Annotated in this window: 10 protein-coding genes; 4 read left to right on the forward strand and 6 right to left on the reverse strand. The window is 58.8% G+C overall.

Features of this window, described 5'->3' with window-relative positions:
* Window positions 1-143 precede the first annotated feature (143 nt).
* The 6 genes from NQ491_RS06775 to sppA form a co-directional block, all read right to left on the reverse strand.
* The gene (locus NQ491_RS06775; protein ID WP_026089688.1) at window positions 144-2987 is read right to left on the reverse strand and encodes a hypothetical protein; all 2844 of its coding nucleotides are present in this window, start codon (window positions 2985-2987) and stop codon (window positions 144-146) included.
* Window positions 2988-2990: 3 nt separating this feature from the next.
* Complete coding sequence (locus NQ491_RS06780) at window positions 2991-3338, reverse strand: translation initiation factor (RefSeq protein ID WP_019246171.1); 348 nt, start codon at window positions 3336-3338, stop codon at window positions 2991-2993.
* A gap of 157 nt (window positions 3339-3495) precedes the next feature.
* Window positions 3496-3984: a single-stranded DNA-binding protein gene (locus NQ491_RS06785; protein WP_026089689.1), complete on the reverse strand. Its 489-nt coding sequence runs from the start codon at window positions 3982-3984 to the stop codon at window positions 3496-3498.
* A gap of 175 nt (window positions 3985-4159) precedes the next feature.
* Complete coding sequence (locus NQ491_RS06790) at window positions 4160-4963, reverse strand: purine-nucleoside phosphorylase (RefSeq protein ID WP_019246173.1); 804 nt, start codon at window positions 4961-4963, stop codon at window positions 4160-4162.
* Window positions 4920-5993, reverse strand: coding sequence for a tetraacyldisaccharide 4'-kinase (lpxK, locus tag NQ491_RS06795; protein WP_019246174.1), 1074 nt, complete (start codon window positions 5991-5993; stop codon window positions 4920-4922). The genes NQ491_RS06790 and lpxK overlap by 44 nt, the downstream gene beginning before the upstream one ends.
* A gap of 121 nt (window positions 5994-6114) precedes the next feature.
* Window positions 6115-7911, reverse strand: a complete 1797-nt coding sequence (gene sppA / locus NQ491_RS06800) for a signal peptide peptidase SppA (RefSeq protein WP_019246175.1) — start codon at window positions 7909-7911, stop codon at window positions 6115-6117.
* 124 nt (window positions 7912-8035) lie between these two features.
* Here sppA and NQ491_RS06805 point away from each other — a divergent pair, with 124 nt between their 5' ends.
* From NQ491_RS06805 to NQ491_RS06820, 4 genes are all read left to right on the forward strand, one after another.
* Complete coding sequence (locus tag NQ491_RS06805) at window positions 8036-9106, forward strand: Mrp/NBP35 family ATP-binding protein (RefSeq protein ID WP_259800476.1); 1071 nt, start codon at window positions 8036-8038, stop codon at window positions 9104-9106.
* A gap of 473 nt (window positions 9107-9579) precedes the next feature.
* A complete protein-coding gene (nadA, locus tag NQ491_RS06810; RefSeq protein WP_019246178.1) occupies window positions 9580-10536 on the forward strand; it encodes a quinolinate synthase NadA in 957 nt (318 codons plus the stop codon).
* A gap of 54 nt (window positions 10537-10590) precedes the next feature.
* Window positions 10591-12729 carry a S46 family peptidase gene (locus NQ491_RS06815; RefSeq protein WP_019246179.1) on the forward strand — a complete coding sequence of 713 codons (2139 nt, stop codon included), beginning with the start codon at window positions 10591-10593 and terminating at the stop codon, window positions 12727-12729.
* Between the two features lie 505 nt (window positions 12730-13234).
* The gene (locus NQ491_RS06820) at window positions 13235-14920 is read left to right on the forward strand and encodes a glutamine--tRNA ligase/YqeY domain fusion protein (RefSeq protein ID WP_019246180.1); all 1686 of its coding nucleotides are present in this window, start codon (window positions 13235-13237) and stop codon (window positions 14918-14920) included.
* Window positions 14921-14937 lie beyond the last annotated feature (17 nt).

The following is a 14937-nucleotide window of genomic DNA, read 5'->3' on the forward strand; positions in this document are numbered from 1 at the left end:
ACAGGGATCGGCCGCCGCCCATAAGGAACGAACCGACCCGAAAGAACACAGCCCCTGCAAAAGACCATCAGCACGCATCGGGAACATTGCGGCAAGCGAGCTCCCCCCGAATGCAGCCGAGAGACAGCCGGCCCGCGCCCCCGTCAGAGCGGAAGCGAGAAATGGATTCCCGTCACCACGCCGCTGCGGTCTCCCGGCTTGTAAACATAGACGCCGAGTGTGGCTTCCTTCGCAGGAATCCTCAACGGATGCATGTCGAACAGAATCTCTCCTCCATAGGAGTTGACCGACCGCATCGGATAGTACGGCCCCGCCATCGCCGCCCGCTTCTCCTGATAGCGTGCGTAGTCGAAATAGAGATTCATCCGGATGCGCGTGAAATAGACGATGCTGTTGATTCCGCCGTCGGGACACCATACGGGGAACTGATAGTCGGCCGTCACAGAGGCGTAGCGCGACGCCACATAGTCGTATCCGGCTCCCCGGGGATAGAGCTCCTTGTAATAGAACATGTAATCCGAAGCGGTCTGGCGTTGTAAATTACCGCGCAGCATCAGCGAGTGATGCGGCATCAGTCCGGGCAGGTAAACGCGGCCGTACAGCGAGAGGATGCGCCCGAAACCGCCCCGGAAAGGAGCCGACACCGTCGAAAAGCGCAGCGCATAGCCCCAGCGGGGCAGAAAGTCGCGCGTGGCCATCCGCACGTTGTCGGAGAACAACAGCCCGGCCACGAGGCGCTGATAGCCCGTCTCCGAGCGATCGTTCTCCCAAATCAGCGCGTTGATGTGGCGGAGCTCGGCATAGGGAGTCAGCGTCCGCGTGTGATAACCCGACGACAGAGTCATCGGCAGGGAGACCTTCAGGCTCAGGTCGAAATACTTTTTCCGTCTCGGCACCTGCTCCTCGCTGAGGAAGCCGTACAGCGACTGCCGCCCTCCGCCGTAGTTGAAACCGAGCTCGAACTTCGGCGCCAGACCGTAATAGTTCAGCGCACCCCGGAGCTGGCTCGTACCGCCTCCCACGTATCCGTAAGCCAAGTAGGCGGTCGTACTGCTCAACAGGTCCTGCGACATGACGGTCGCGCCGACTCCAACGTTGAAGCGGGTCTCGCTCGTAACCTTGACCGGATCGAAGTCCCACGGAGCCCAACTGTGCACGTTGAACAGGTGCGTCCCCTTACGGAACCGCTTGACAGGCGTACCCTCGGCAAACTCGAACGACACGTCCACCGTGTCGATGTTCATCACGTCCCATTTGCGTCGCGGCGGATTGACCCGGTTGACCGGAAGCTCCGAATACTCGACCTCGACGAGCGAATCGGCCGTAGCCCGCTGGGTCGAGAGCCGGTAGCCGTCGAGCGTATAGGTCGTGAAATAGTACAAACTGTCGGCCTCGGGAGCCGACGGCGACAGCGAGCCGTAACGGGAGCGGCTGAGCCGGTACTGCCGGCCGGCGCGCAGGTCGTACAGATGGATCTCGTCCTTGCCCGACTGGATCGAGTTGAACGAAAGCAGGCCCGCCCCGGCGCGCAGATTATAGATACTGACGTAGGAAGGCTTCAGAAGCGTGCGGATCGCTCCGCTCTCGGGATCGATCGCTCCGATCGACATTCCCTCGTCGTCCAGCCCGATAAAAGCGAGCGTCCGGGTCAGGCTGTCGTAAGCGAGACCGTGTACCGACATCGTGCGGGGAAAAGGGAATCGCCTCCCGTCTCCTCGGTCGAGCAGATACTGCCCCGTATAGTCGTAACCGACCGTAACCAGCCGGCCTCCCGGAAGCGGCGTCGGATAGAGAGCGTTCCCTCTCTTGCGCAGCGTCTTGCGCCGCCCGGTGCGCAGATCGTATCGGCAAGCCACCGAAAACACCCGTTGTTCCCACAGCGTACTGCTGCGGTACTCGCTCCAGTAGATCACGCTGTCGCCCAGCACCGGAGGCGTGTTGACGCTTCCGGTCCATGCGATCCGCCGCTCCCGGCCAGTCGCCAGATCGACGGCCACCAGACGGTTCGGACGGTCCATGTCCTTTTTGAGCGCGAGCAGCGTCGAGCCGTCGAGCCGCATGGGCGACCTGTAGACGGTATAGCTCGTCAGGGGCGTCGGCAGAATCGAGGCGCTGTTCGGCTCGACGGGCTGCGAGCGCCAGAAGCGGGTCAGGTCGTCCAGCGTCGAGCGGGCGATCCGGTTCACCGAGGTCCGGTAATACTTGCGCAGCGCCCATTTGGTCGTCAGGATCGTATACGGACGCCGCGCCCCGTAATCGGCCACGCGCGACCACATGTCGTCGCCGTATCGCTCCCTCGACCAGGCCACCAGCTGATAGCCGAACTGGTAATGGTCGGGAATATAGTTCCTGTACGACCCGCAGAACCACTTGTCGAGCGGAAACCGCTGCTTCCCCTCGGTCAGATAGGCCCGGTACTCGACCGTAAACGACGGCTGAAGCGCGCGCCCGAACGACGACATCTGAGTTTCGGCCATCACGGCGTCGCCCTCGAGAAACCAGACCGGAACGAGCACCGAACTGACGAAACCGGCCTGTTGTCCGAGCACGTACCCGAGCCCCTTCATAAAACGGCGGTACAGATTGCCGTACTGTACGGCATGGCGGTACTCGTGCGTCACCAGATGCTTGAGCCAGGGCTCGGCGAAAGGCTGGGCGTCGGGAATCATCTCGAGCTCGATGCGCTTGGGCGCCCACATCGCCATGCCGTTGGCGACGAAATTCTCCGTATGGAGCACGACCGGCATCTTCAGCGGAGCGTACTCGAAACCGTAGGAAATCGACGGACGGATCGTATCGAGGTAGCGGGCCACGCGCGCGGCATTGTCCGAATAATAGTCGGGGAAAACGACTTTTCCCGACGGCAGCTTGGCCTGCATCCAGCGCATCCCCTGAGGCGACCGACCCCAGTCGTAGTATTGTCCCGAAGCGACGGATGGCAACAAGGCGCAAAACAGCAGAACGACTCGCGCGAGCATACGAGCCATAGGCTATCCTCCCGCCTTTTTGACCCGGTAACCCGCACCGGCCAGCAGCTCGACCACTCGGTCGCGGTGATCGCCCTGTATGACGATCTCGCCGTCCTTGGCCGTACCCCCGACTCCGCACTTGCCCTTCAGCATGCGACCCAGTTCCCTGAGATCGTCCTCGCTGCCGACGAATCCCGTCACGAGCGTTACCTGCTTGCCTGCCCGCCGCTTGCGGTCTATCCATACACGCAGGTTCTGGCTCGGCGGAGGCAGCGTCTCGGGTTCGGGCTCCTCTTTTGTCCGATACCGGAAGTCGGGATCGGTCGAATAGACCGTACCTAACCGGCTTTTCCAATCGTTATCGCTCATCGCTCTTCTGCTTTGTGAATCCGCCCCGTCAAAAACCGTGCGCACCTTCCCTGTCGCAAAGGCATCCTGCGGAGCATCCGGGCTTCCGGAAAAGTCATGCCGCGGCCGTGTCTCGCGTGCGGCCTGCAACCTATAAGCCGATCGCCTGTCCTGCAAATCAGAAAGGCAGGTCGTCGACTTCGTCCTGCGCGGCAGCCGGAATCTCTCCTCCGCCGTAGGACGGAGCGGGCGTACCGTAAGACGGCTGCGGCGCCGCGGCCGCAGGACGGGCCGGCGTGCCGTAGGTAGTTCCGTCCATCGGCGCGCCGGTCCCTTCGGCGCGTCGGCCCAGCATCTTCATGTCATTGGCTACGATTTCGGTCGTATAGCGCTTGTTGTTGTCCTTATCGGTCCATTCCCGCGTGCGCAGGCTGCCTTCGATATAGACCTGGCTGCCCTTGCGGACATACCGGTCGGCCACGTCGGCCAATCCTCTCCACAGGGTCACCGTATGCCACTCGGTATGCTCCTTGGTTTCCTGCGTCTGGCGGTTGTAGATCCGCTCGGTCGTGGCGATCCTGAGCCGCGCCACCTTGGCTCCGCCCTCGAGGGCGCGCACTTCGGGGTCCATGCCCACGTTTCCTATCAAAATGACTTTGTTTACCATAATCGTCTCTATTGGTTCCTTGAAATTCTCGCCCGCGGTCCCGAGCCCGAAAGACACGAACGGTCTTTCTCCCTCGCTCGGATCCTCCGGTATCGTCTCCGATTCCCGCCGCCTCCAGCCGGTCGCGACACCGCGCCCCGTCCTATAAACGTTCTTCCGGGAAAAACATCGAAGATCAGAGCTCTTCGAGCAAACCCGTGAATAGCTTCGTCATCCGGACCTCGGCCTTGGCTCCCTCGGCCTGCACTTCCTCGTGCGTCGACTTGAGTCCCGCAAGTCCCATATTCGTAATGATGGAAACGGCGAATACGGGCAACCCCATATGTCGTGCCGCGATCACCTCGGGCGTCGTCGACATGCCTACCGTGTCGGCGCCGGCCGTCCGGTAGAACGAGTATTCCTTCTGCGTCTCGAACGTGGGGCCGGTCACGCCTATATAGCATCCGTGCTGAAGCGGGATGCCCGCTTTGCGGGCCACCTCGTCGGAGAGGGCGATCAGCTTGCGGCTGTACGGCTCGCTCATGTCCGGAAATCGGGTCCCCAGCTCGTCGATGTTCGGACCGATCAGAGGGTTCGGAATCAGGTTGATGTGATCCGTAATGACCATCAGGTCGCCGGTCCTGAACATCGGGTTGACTCCGCCGCTGGCGTTCGACACGAACAGGCAGCGGATGCCCAGAAACTTCATCACCCGCACCGGAAAGACGACCTGCTGCGGCGTATAGCCCTCGTAATAATGGAACCTTCCCTGCATCGCTACGACCCTCTTGCCGCCCAGCGAGCCGAAAATGAAGCGTCCGGCATGCCCTTCGACGGTCGATACGGGAAAATCGGGAATATCCCGGTAATCGAGCGTCGCGGCTATGTCGATGTGATTCACGAGACCGCCGAGGCCCGTTCCGAGGATGATACCTACTTGCGGATCGAAATCGACCTTACTCCGGATGAAGGACGCTGTACTTTTGATTCGTTCTAACATATAGCTCGATTTGACGGAGGAACTCGGCTTCGGAATCCCCCACGAATGAAACTTGCACGGGCACGTAGTACAGCTTGCGCTGCACCGTCTCGGGTATGCGGCTGCGGTTGGTCAGCTTGACCGCATCCTTCTCGGTGGTGACGATCACAGCATCCTCGTACAGACCGAGCAATTGCTCCACTTTCCGGATGTCGCTCACGCGATAGGTATGATGATCGTTGAAAATCAGCGTATCGACGACATCGTACCGGGATCCGGTCTCATGAAGCAGCGGACCGGGATCGGCTATTCCCGCCATGACGATCACCCGGTCGCCCCGGCGAACCCGTCTCTCGGTCCGGTCGGCGAACAGCGGCAGCGCCTCGCCCTGCTCCATTCTCGAGAAATAGAGCGATTGGTAAGGATAGAGTCCCAACGAGTTGCGCACGATGCGCATGTCGAGCGGGTTGAGGTCCTCGGGACACTTGGTGACCAGCACGAAATTGGCCCGGTCGATCTGTCCTCGCGTGTCGCGCAACCGGCCCCACGGCAACAGCCGGTCGCGGTAAACCGGACGATTGTAGTCCATCAGCAGGATATTGACCCAAGGCTCGACATACCGGTGCTGAAAAGCGTCGTCGAGAATAACCAGTTCGATCTCGGGGTGAATTTCCCTCAGCCGGCGGATTCCCTCGGCCCTTTTTTCGCAAACCGCCATCGGAACGTCGGGATACTTCATCTTCATCTGCTTGGGTTCGTCGCCTATGCTCTTAACCGACGAGCGCGGAGTAGAGAGCACGAACCCTTTGGTCCTGCGGCGATACCCGCGAGAAAGTACGGCCACTCGCCGCTCGCCCGAAAGACGCTCGATCAGAAATTCGGTCACCGGCGTCTTGCCCGTACCGCCGACAGTCAGATTGCCCACGCACACGACCGGAATGTCGAACTCCTCGCTCCGGAGAATCTTCAGATCGAACAGCTTGTGCCTGACGTTGATTATCAGACCGTATATCCAGGCCAACGGGGCCGCTATCAGAGCGGGTAACTTCATAGCGAACAACTTCCAACTTTCAAAAATAACTCAAAAAGATTGGAAATCAAACTTTATGCAAATAATTGTCGGGCGGAGCGCTCCGCCCGACAACCCGCGTTCCCTGCGAAAGTCCCGCGCCTCAGCGCATCCGGACATCGTAAGGCATAATGGCCTGCACTCCGCCGGCCCCCAGTATGTTTTGCAGCATTTCGTACTGCGAGTAGATCTCTCCGAACTCGCCCTTGAACAACTCGGCGCGGCTCTCGGCCGACATCATTCTCAGAACCTGCGACAGGGGATCGAGCTCGTCGGCCGGCGTCACGATCCGGAAGTCGCCGGCCACTCCGGCCCGGTCGGCCGCCAGCGCGATCGCCTCTCTCAGTCCTCCGAAACCGTCTACCAGACCTATCCGGGCCGCATCGATCCCGGACCACACACGACCTCCCCCGATACTGTCCACCGCCGCGACGCTCATATTGCGTCCCTCGGCCACATGGCCCACGAAAGTCTCATACACGCGCTCGACGCCGTTCTGCATGAACTGCCGTTCGGCGGAACTGAGCGGCCGCACCCCGACGGCCCCGAATACGGTCATGCCCAGATCGGCCGACGGATTGGTCTTGGCTACGTCGACCGTAATGCCCAGCTTGTTGCGGAGCGTCTGCTCGCCGTTGAACATCAGTCCGAACACGCCGATCGACCCGGTCAGCGTGACCGGCGAAGCCATGATGGCATCGGCGGGACACGAAATGTAATATCCGCCCGAAGCCGCCACATTTCCCATCGAAACGATCACCGGGCGCTCCTGGCGGATCTGCTCGATCTCGTGCCAGATCACTTCGGAAGCCAGCGCGCTGCCGCCCGGACTGTTCACGCGTAGCACGACGGCCTTCACCCGGTCGTCGCGGCGCACATCGGCCAGACGGGCCGCCAGCGAGTTTCCTCCGACCAAGCCTTCCCTGCTCTTTCCGTCCACGATCTGCCCTTCGGCATAAACGACGGCTATATGATTCTTAGAAAGCTTCTTGATAGGCTCCTTAGGCTGATCGACGTACTCCGCGAGAGATACGTACCGCGGCTCGTCGTCCGCTCCCGTCCGCTCGCACAGCATCCGCTCCATGTCGGCGGCATAGGCCAGCGAATCGACCATTTTCGTCCGCACGGCGCTTTCGCCGTCGGCGAGCGTCAGCTCGGACGCATACCGCTGCAAGTCCGTCGAATCGATTCCCCGGGCCGAAGCGACGTTCTGCACGACATGTCCCCATATCGACCCGAGCAGACGTTCCATCTGAAGTCGGTTGGCCGGACTCATGCGGTCGGTGATAAACGGCTCGACGGCCGCCTTGAACTCTCCGTGCCGGATCACTTCGGGCTGCAGGTCCATCTTGTCGAGCAGACCTTTGTAAAACAATACGCCGGAAGCCAGGCCGACCCATTCGACCCCCCCTTCCGGGTTCAGGTAAACCTTTTCGGCCGCCGTAGACATATAATAGGATGCCTGCGTATAATAGTCGGAATACCCGATCACCCATTTGCCCGACTGCCGGAAACGCAGCACGGCGTCGCGTATCTCCTCGAGCGACGCCATGCCGAGGCTCATCGTAGGAGCCACGTTCAGGTAGATTCCCTCGATCCGGTCGTCCGTCTCGGCCCGCTCGATCGCGCCGAGCACGTCAATCAGCGCCAGGCTGCGCGAAACTTCCATCGACAACAGCTCCTCCATTCCCAGAGCCGAGAACGGATTCGAGGAGGGAGAATCGACTATCCTCTCCGAAAGATCGATCCGCAGCACGGAGCCCGGCTCGACGGAAACCGCCTTCTCGCTGAAAAGCGACCCGATGCCGGCCAGCACCATGACGAAAAATACCCCGATCAGAATATTGGCCACCACGAAAGCGAGCAGGCAGGCCAGAAACGTCTTAATAAACTGGTTCATCTATTTATCGATTGTTTGTTATTCGCGATAACGGCCTATCGGCCGGATATTTGCGCGTAAATTTACGAATTATTTCCATTAACGTTATCTTTGCAGCAAGAATAATGCAACAGCCGGAGAGTATATGACAGAAAACGAAATACTGGACGTGCTGCACGGCGTGCAGCATCCCGAACTGCAGTCGGACATCGTGTCGCTCGGTATGGTCGACGGTGTCCGTATCGACGAGGAAGGCATCCGCATCACGATCGTCTTCGCCCGGGCGCGCGACCCGTTCGCTCAAGCGATCCGCAAGCGCAGCGAGGAAGCCGTCGCCTCCCGCTACCCGCAATACGCCGGAAAAATATCGGTGTTCGTCAAGGAGGCCCCACCTAAGAAAAAAAACGAAAGGCAGACGGTCCCGCTGGGCGCCGACGACCGCATCCGCCGGATCGTGGCCGTCAGTTCGGCCAAGGGAGGCGTAGGGAAAAGCACCGTCACGGCCAATCTGGCCGTCGCCTTGGCCAAAGCGGGTTACCGGACGGGAGTGCTCGACGCCGACATTTACGGCCCTTCACAGCCGATGATGTTCGGCGTGGAAGACTATCGTCCGGAAGGAGAGAACATCGAAGGGAAAGAGTGGATCGTTCCCGCCGAGGCCTACGGCGTCAAGGTCATGTCGATCGGCTTCTTCATCCCGCCGGGCGACGCGCTGATGTGGCGCGGTCCCATGGCGACCAATGCGCTCCGGCAAATGATCCACCAGACGCTGTGGGGTCCGCTCGATTTTCTGTTGCTGGACCTTCCCCCGGGAACGGGCGACGTACACTTGTCCGTCATTTCGGAAATGAAGGTGGACGGAGCCCTGATCGTCACGACTCCCCAACGGGTGGCTTTGGCCGATGTCGTACGGGGGGTACATATGTTCCGCAACGAGAAAGTGAACATTCCGATCCTGGGACTGGTCGAGAACATGGCCTGGTTCACTCCCGCCGAGCTGCCCGACAATCGTTACTATATTTTCGGAGAAGGAGAAGCCGCCCGGATCGCCGAACAAGAAAAGCTGCCCCTACTGGCCAGCATACCTCTGATTCGCAGCGTGTCGGAAGCGGCGGACAGCGGACGGCCCGTCACCTCAGAAAACTTGCCGGACGGAAAATTCTACGACCTTTTGGCCGAAGGTGTCGTCGCCGAACTCTGCGAAAGCAGTCGCTGACGATAACTTTTTCCCTTTACGATGACAATTCGCTGCGCACAAGGCGTTTCTTTCTTACGTCGGAAAGTTGATAAACTGTTCATTCGGCCCGGGCAAGCTGTTCGCCGAATTGATTCTTTTCCGGCCGCCGAAAGTTGGACGTTCCGGCGAAAAAAATATAGAAGAGAATTTTTCGGAAAAGCAAGGGAAATCCGTTCCGTTTTCCGGACAGCTTATCGAAAGCCGGAATACAATAATCCGCCCCTTTCGGCAACGTGTCCGATCTGTTGACAAATATTGTCTACATCTGTCGATCGAGCGATAAAAAAGATTGAAAATCAATCGATATACCTGAAAATAAATGTTAATCGATTGTTTTTAGAAGTTTAATTACGAATTTTACGGTTCAAAGGAAAAAAGTTACGAACAATATGAACGTCTATTATTACTCTTATTTTTCCTTTTTATTGAATTAAAACGAAAGAAAAAGAAAAATGACTGTCGACAACAAGCTTCCGTCGCCGGAAACCGAATTGGCCGCCCGGATCGTCCGGCTGAAGAAAGAGAAAGGCGCGGTAATTCTGGCGCACTACTATACGCTGCCCGAAGTGCAGCGCATAGCCGATTTCACGGGCGACAGCCTGGCGCTGTCGCAACAGGCCGCCCGGACCGATGCGCGGATCATCCTGTTCGCCGGCGTGCACTTTATGGCCGAGACCGCTAAGATATTGTCTCCGGACAAGAAGGTGCTTTTGCCCGAACCTGCCGCGGGATGCTCGCTGGCCGATTCGTGCCGGGCGGAGGATTTCGCCGAGTTCCTGAAAAGCTATCCGGGACATACGGTCGTGTCGTACGTCAATACGTCGGTCGGGGTCAAGGCGCTGACCGATATCTGCTGTACGTCGAGCAACGCGGTGGACGTGATCCGCAGCCTGCCTTCCGACGCGAAGATCGTTTTTGCGCCCGACCGCAATCTGGGCAACTACATCCGCGGCGTGACCGGCCGCGATATGGTCGTCTGGGACGGTGCCTGCGGCGTGCACGAGGAATTTTCGCTGGAAAAGATTCTCGAACTGAAAAAAAAGTATCCCGAAGCCAAGGTGCTCGCTCATCCCGAGTGCAAGAAGACGGTGCTGCTCGCGGCCGACTACATCGGCAGCACGGCCGCGCTCCTGCGGTTCGCTTCGACCGATCCGGCCGATACGTTCATCGTCGTGACGGAAGCGGGCATATTGTACCAGATGCGAAAGGAGAATCCCGGGAAGACTTTCATTCCGGCTCCTCCCGAAGACGCTTCCTGCGGATGCAACAACTGCGCGTTCATGAAAATGGTCACGCTCGACAAGATATACCGTGCGTTGCTCGACGAGTCGCCCGAAGTCGTTCTCGACGAGGAGATCCGGCGGAAGGCCGAGGGCTCGATCCGACGTATGCTCGAGATCGGCAAGTAAGCGGCGCGGAAGAAGATCAACCGTATATGACACAACTCATCTAAAAACTTAAATATGAAAAAATTGTTGATTGCCTGTCTGCTGCTGGCGCTCGGCGCGCCTTCGCTGAAAGCGGACGAGGGGATGTGGCTGCTGCCGTATCTCGAGAAACTGAACATCAGGGACATGAAGGCCAAGGGTTTCAAGCTGTCGGCCAAGGACATTTACAACTTGAACGGAGACGCGATCAAAGATGCGATCGTAATTTTCGGGAACGGCTGCACCGGCGAGATCGTTTCGGACCGGGGACTGCTGCTGACGAACCACCATTGCGGATTCGATGCGATCCAGAGCCACAGCAGCGTCGAGCACGACTACCTGAAGAACGGTTTCTGGGCGATGTCCGATCAGGAGGAGATTCCTACGCCGGGTCTGACCGTGACGTTCATTCGCCGGATCAGCGACGTTTCGGATCGTATTCTGCCTCAGTTGAGCGACACGCTGTCGGAGAAGGACCGCGAAGCGAAGGTGGCGGAGATCGTCGAGCGGATCAAGAAAGAGACCGAGCTCGACAACGAGCATCAGGAAGTGGAGATTCAGGACTTTTTCGGCGGAAACCAGTATCTGATGTTCGTCAAGGAGATATTCAAGGACGTTCGTCTGGTGGGAGCTCCTCCTTCCTCGATCGGTAAGTTCGGCGGCGATACCGACAACTGGATGTGGCCGCGCCATACGGGCGACTTTTCGGTTTTCCGCGTCTATTCGGACCGTGACGGGCAACCGGCCGAATACAGCAAGGATAACGTGCCTTACGCCGCTCCGGCCCATCTGACCGTTTCGCTGAAAGGGTACAAGCCGGGGAGCTTCGCGATGATCATCGGCTTTCCGGGATCGACCGAGCGCTATAAGACTTCCTATGAGATCGACTACACGTTGGGCACGGACAATCCGAACCGCATTTTCATTCGCGGCGAGCGTCAGAAACTGATGATGGAGGACATGCTGGCCAGCGACGAGGTTCGCATCCAGTATGCGTCGAAGTATGCCATGTCGTCGAATTACTGGAAAAACTCGATCGGCGAGAGCCGCGGACTGAAAAAGCTGAAGGTGCGCGATACGAAGCTCGCTACCGAGAAGCGTTTCACCGAGTGGGTCAACGCCGATCCCGCCCGTAAGGAGAAGTACGGCGAGGCGCTGCCGCTGATCAGGAAGGCCGTCGAGGGCCGGGCTCCGTATATGGACCGTTTGCAGTATTTCTCCGAAACGCTGCTGCGCGGCACCGAGATCATTCAGGCCGCAGGCATCGCCCGGCCTTTGGTCGGCAAGGATAACCGGCTCGACTCGTCGAAGCTCGAAAGCGTGAAGAAAAAGCTGGAGGCCTTTTATAAGGATTACAGTCCTTCGACCGACCGCAAGATCGCCAAGCGGATGTTCGGAATTCTGCGCGACAGCATCGCGCCCGAGCATTTGCCCAGCAGCTTCGTCGTGATCGAGGAGCAGTTCGGCGGCGACGCGGATGCCTATGTGGACTATGTTTACGACAACTCGGCGTTCGCCGACCGGAGCCGTGCCGAGGCGCTGCTCGCTTCTCCGACCGTCGAGGCGCTGCTCAACGATCCGGCCTATAAAATGCGTCGCGAGGTAGTGAAGACCTATAACGCGCTGATCGATCCGATCAATTCGTTCAGCGAGGACTTCGCACGGGGTCACCGGTTGTATGTCGCCGGGCTGATGGAGATGGATGCCGACAAGGTGTTCTACCCGGATGCGAACTTCACGATGCGGCTGACCTACGGGCAGGTACTGCCCTACGAGCCCCAGGACGCTGTCAGCTATAACTATTTCACGACGCTCGACGGCGTGATCGCCAAGGAAGATCCGGAGAATGCCTATGAATTTTCCGTGCCCGAAAAGCTCAAGGAGCTGTACCGGACGAAGGATTACGGACCGTATGCCGAGAAGGGCGTATTGCACGTCGGGTTTATCAGCAACAACGACATTACGGGCGGCAATTCGGGCAGTCCGGTGATGAACGCCAAAGGTCAGCTGATCGGTTTGGCTTTCGACGGAAACTGGGAGGCCATGAGCGGCGACATAGCGTTCGAGCCCGCGTTGCAGCGAACGATCAGCGTCGATATACGTTACGTGCTTTTCATTATCGACAAGTATGCCGGCGCTACTCGGCTGATCGACGAAATGACGATCGTCCGCTAATGAGAAAACCGGTGCCGGACGACGGGCGCTTTATGAAAGACGAAGGTACGGAACCATTTCCGTACCTTCGTTGTTTTCCGGAAGGTTCGCTTTTCCTTGACTGTCTTCTTCTGTTTTCTGTTGCGGGCGTAGGGAATCCGATAGGTTCCGATCTTGGAAAGAGGCTCGGCGGCGGGTCCGTACCGGCCGGTTTCGGGTTTTCCGGCTTTGTAAAAACGGACTGCGGGCCGGGCGCAGAGTCGAACTCGTTCGGACCGTGCCGAGGCGTGGCGTGTGTTGCGGATTGAAAATCCAAAACAGGCTTTGTGGGTTTTTTCCCGTTTTGTCTTTTTCGCCCGGCGTTCGGAAAGGCGCGGCTCCGGATTTTCCGATCGTGCGTTTTTTTGGAAAATAACATTAATTTTGCGACGTAGCTGCTTTTGGGAAAAGACGGGAGGTATTGGCGCCGGGCATGTCCGGGACCCTTGTCGTTCACTTTGCGGCTGAAACCCTATTTGATCGAACCATGAGCAATCCGAACGAAACGGCGGCATCGGTGGAGAGGCCCCTGAATTTTCTGGAAGAGATTATCGAGGAAAGTATCGCGCGCGGCGACAAGCGTGTCCAGACTCGCTTTCCGCCGGAGCCCAACGGCTATCTGCACATAGGGCATGCCAAGAGTATTTGCCTGAACTTCGGCTTGGCCAAGAAATACGGCGGCCTGTGCAATCTGCGCTTCGACGATACGAATCCGGTCAAGGAGGACGTCGAGTACGTCGATTCGATCAAGGAGGACGTGCGCTGGCTCGGATTCGAGTGGGCCGGCGAACACTATGCGTCGGACTATTTCGATCAGTTGTACGAGTGGGCCAAGGAGCTGATAAAAAAAGGACTCGCCTATGTGGACGATCAGACGCAGGAGCAGATTCGCCAGACTCGCGGCACGGTGACCGTGCCGGGTACGGAAAGCCCGTGGCGGAACCGGTCCGTCGAAGAGAATCTCGATCTGTTCGAGCGGATGCGCGCGGGCGAGTTCGGCGACGGGGAGAAAGTGCTTCGGGCTAAGATCGACATGGCGCATCCGAACATGCTGTTGCGCGATCCGATCATGTACCGCATTCTGCATTCCGAGCATCACCGTACGGGGAACAAGTGGTGCATCTATCCGATGTACGACTACGCCCATGGCGAAAGCGACTCGATCGAGCGGATCACGCACTCGATCTGCACGCTCGAGTTCGACGTGCACCGTCCGCTATACGACTGGTTTATCGAGAAACTCGGGATTTTTCCGAGCCACCAGTACGAGTTCGCGCGGCTGAATCTGACCTATACGATGATGAGCAAGCGCAAGCTGCTTCAGTTGGTGCAGGAAGGTATCGTGACGGGCTGGGACGATCCCCGGATGCCGACGATCAGCGCGCTCCGCCGTCGGGGCTATACCCCCGAGAGCATTCGTATGTTCGCCGACAAGGTGGGCGTAGCCAAGCGCGACAACGTGATCGATCTGGGGCTGCTCGAGTTCTGCGTGCGCGAGGACCTGAACAAGCGCGCCGAACGGCGCATGGCGGTGCTCGATCCGCTGAAAGTAGTCATCACGAACTATCCCGAGGACAAGCAGGAAACCGTCGAATGCGTCAATAATCCCGAGGACGAGTCGGCCGGACGCCGCGGGGTGCCTTTCGGCCGCGAGATATGGATCGAGCGGAGCGATTTCATGGAGAATCCTCCGAAAAAGTACTATCGCTTGTCGCCGGGCGGCGAGGTTCGCCTGCGCTATGCCTATCTGATCCGGTGCGACGAGGTGATCCGCGACGCGGAAGGCCGCGTGACGGAGCTCCGGTGCACGTACGATCCGGAGTCGGCCGGCGGAAAGTCGTCCGACGGCCGGCGGGTGAAAGGCGTGATTCATTGGGTTTCGGCAGCGCATGCGGTTCGGGCCGAGGTCCGTTTGTTCGACCGGCTGTTCACGCGCGCGAGTCTCGACGATCCGGAGGAGGGCAAGACCTTTTTGGATTACTTGAACCCCGAGTCGCTGCGCAAGGTAACCGGCTATCTGGAGCCGTCGCTCGCCGAGGCTTCCGTGGGCGACAAGTTTCAGTTCGAACGGACGGGCTATTTCTGCATGGACCGCGATTCGGCTCCCGGCAGGCCGGTTTTCAACCGGACCGTCACGCTGAAAGACAGTTGGGCCAAAATAGCCGATAAGTAAAAGCTCGGTGCGACTTT

The sequence above is a fragment of the Alistipes ihumii AP11 genome (genome assembly GCF_025144665.1).
GTDB classification, from domain to species: domain Bacteria; phylum Bacteroidota; class Bacteroidia; order Bacteroidales; family Rikenellaceae; genus Alistipes_A; species Alistipes_A ihumii.

Excerpts from the sequence above, each read along its gene's own strand:
- NQ491_RS06775 (WP_026089688.1), bottom strand. The coding sequence starts at position 2,987 with ATGGCTCGTATGCTCGCGCGAGTCGTTCTGCTGTTTTGCGCCTTGTTG.
- NQ491_RS06780 (WP_019246171.1), bottom strand. The coding sequence starts at position 3,338 with ATGAGCGATAACGATTGGAAAAGCCGGTTAGGTACGGTCTATTCGACC.
- NQ491_RS06785 (WP_026089689.1), bottom strand. The coding sequence starts at position 3,984 with ATGGTAAACAAAGTCATTTTGATAGGAAACGTGGGCATGGACCCCGAA.
- NQ491_RS06790 (WP_019246173.1), bottom strand. The coding sequence starts at position 4,963 with ATGTTAGAACGAATCAAAAGTACAGCGTCCTTCATCCGGAGTAAGGTC.
- lpxK (WP_019246174.1), bottom strand. The coding sequence starts at position 5,993 with ATGAAGTTACCCGCTCTGATAGCGGCCCCGTTGGCCTGGATATACGGT.
- sppA (WP_019246175.1), bottom strand. The coding sequence starts at position 7,911 with ATGAACCAGTTTATTAAGACGTTTCTGGCCTGCCTGCTCGCTTTCGTG.
- NQ491_RS06805 (WP_259800476.1), top strand. The coding sequence starts at position 8,036 with ATGACAGAAAACGAAATACTGGACGTGCTGCACGGCGTGCAGCATCCC.
- nadA (WP_019246178.1), top strand. The coding sequence starts at position 9,580 with ATGACTGTCGACAACAAGCTTCCGTCGCCGGAAACCGAATTGGCCGCC.
- NQ491_RS06815 (WP_019246179.1), top strand. The coding sequence starts at position 10,591 with ATGAAAAAATTGTTGATTGCCTGTCTGCTGCTGGCGCTCGGCGCGCCT.
- NQ491_RS06820 (WP_019246180.1), top strand. The coding sequence starts at position 13,235 with ATGAGCAATCCGAACGAAACGGCGGCATCGGTGGAGAGGCCCCTGAAT.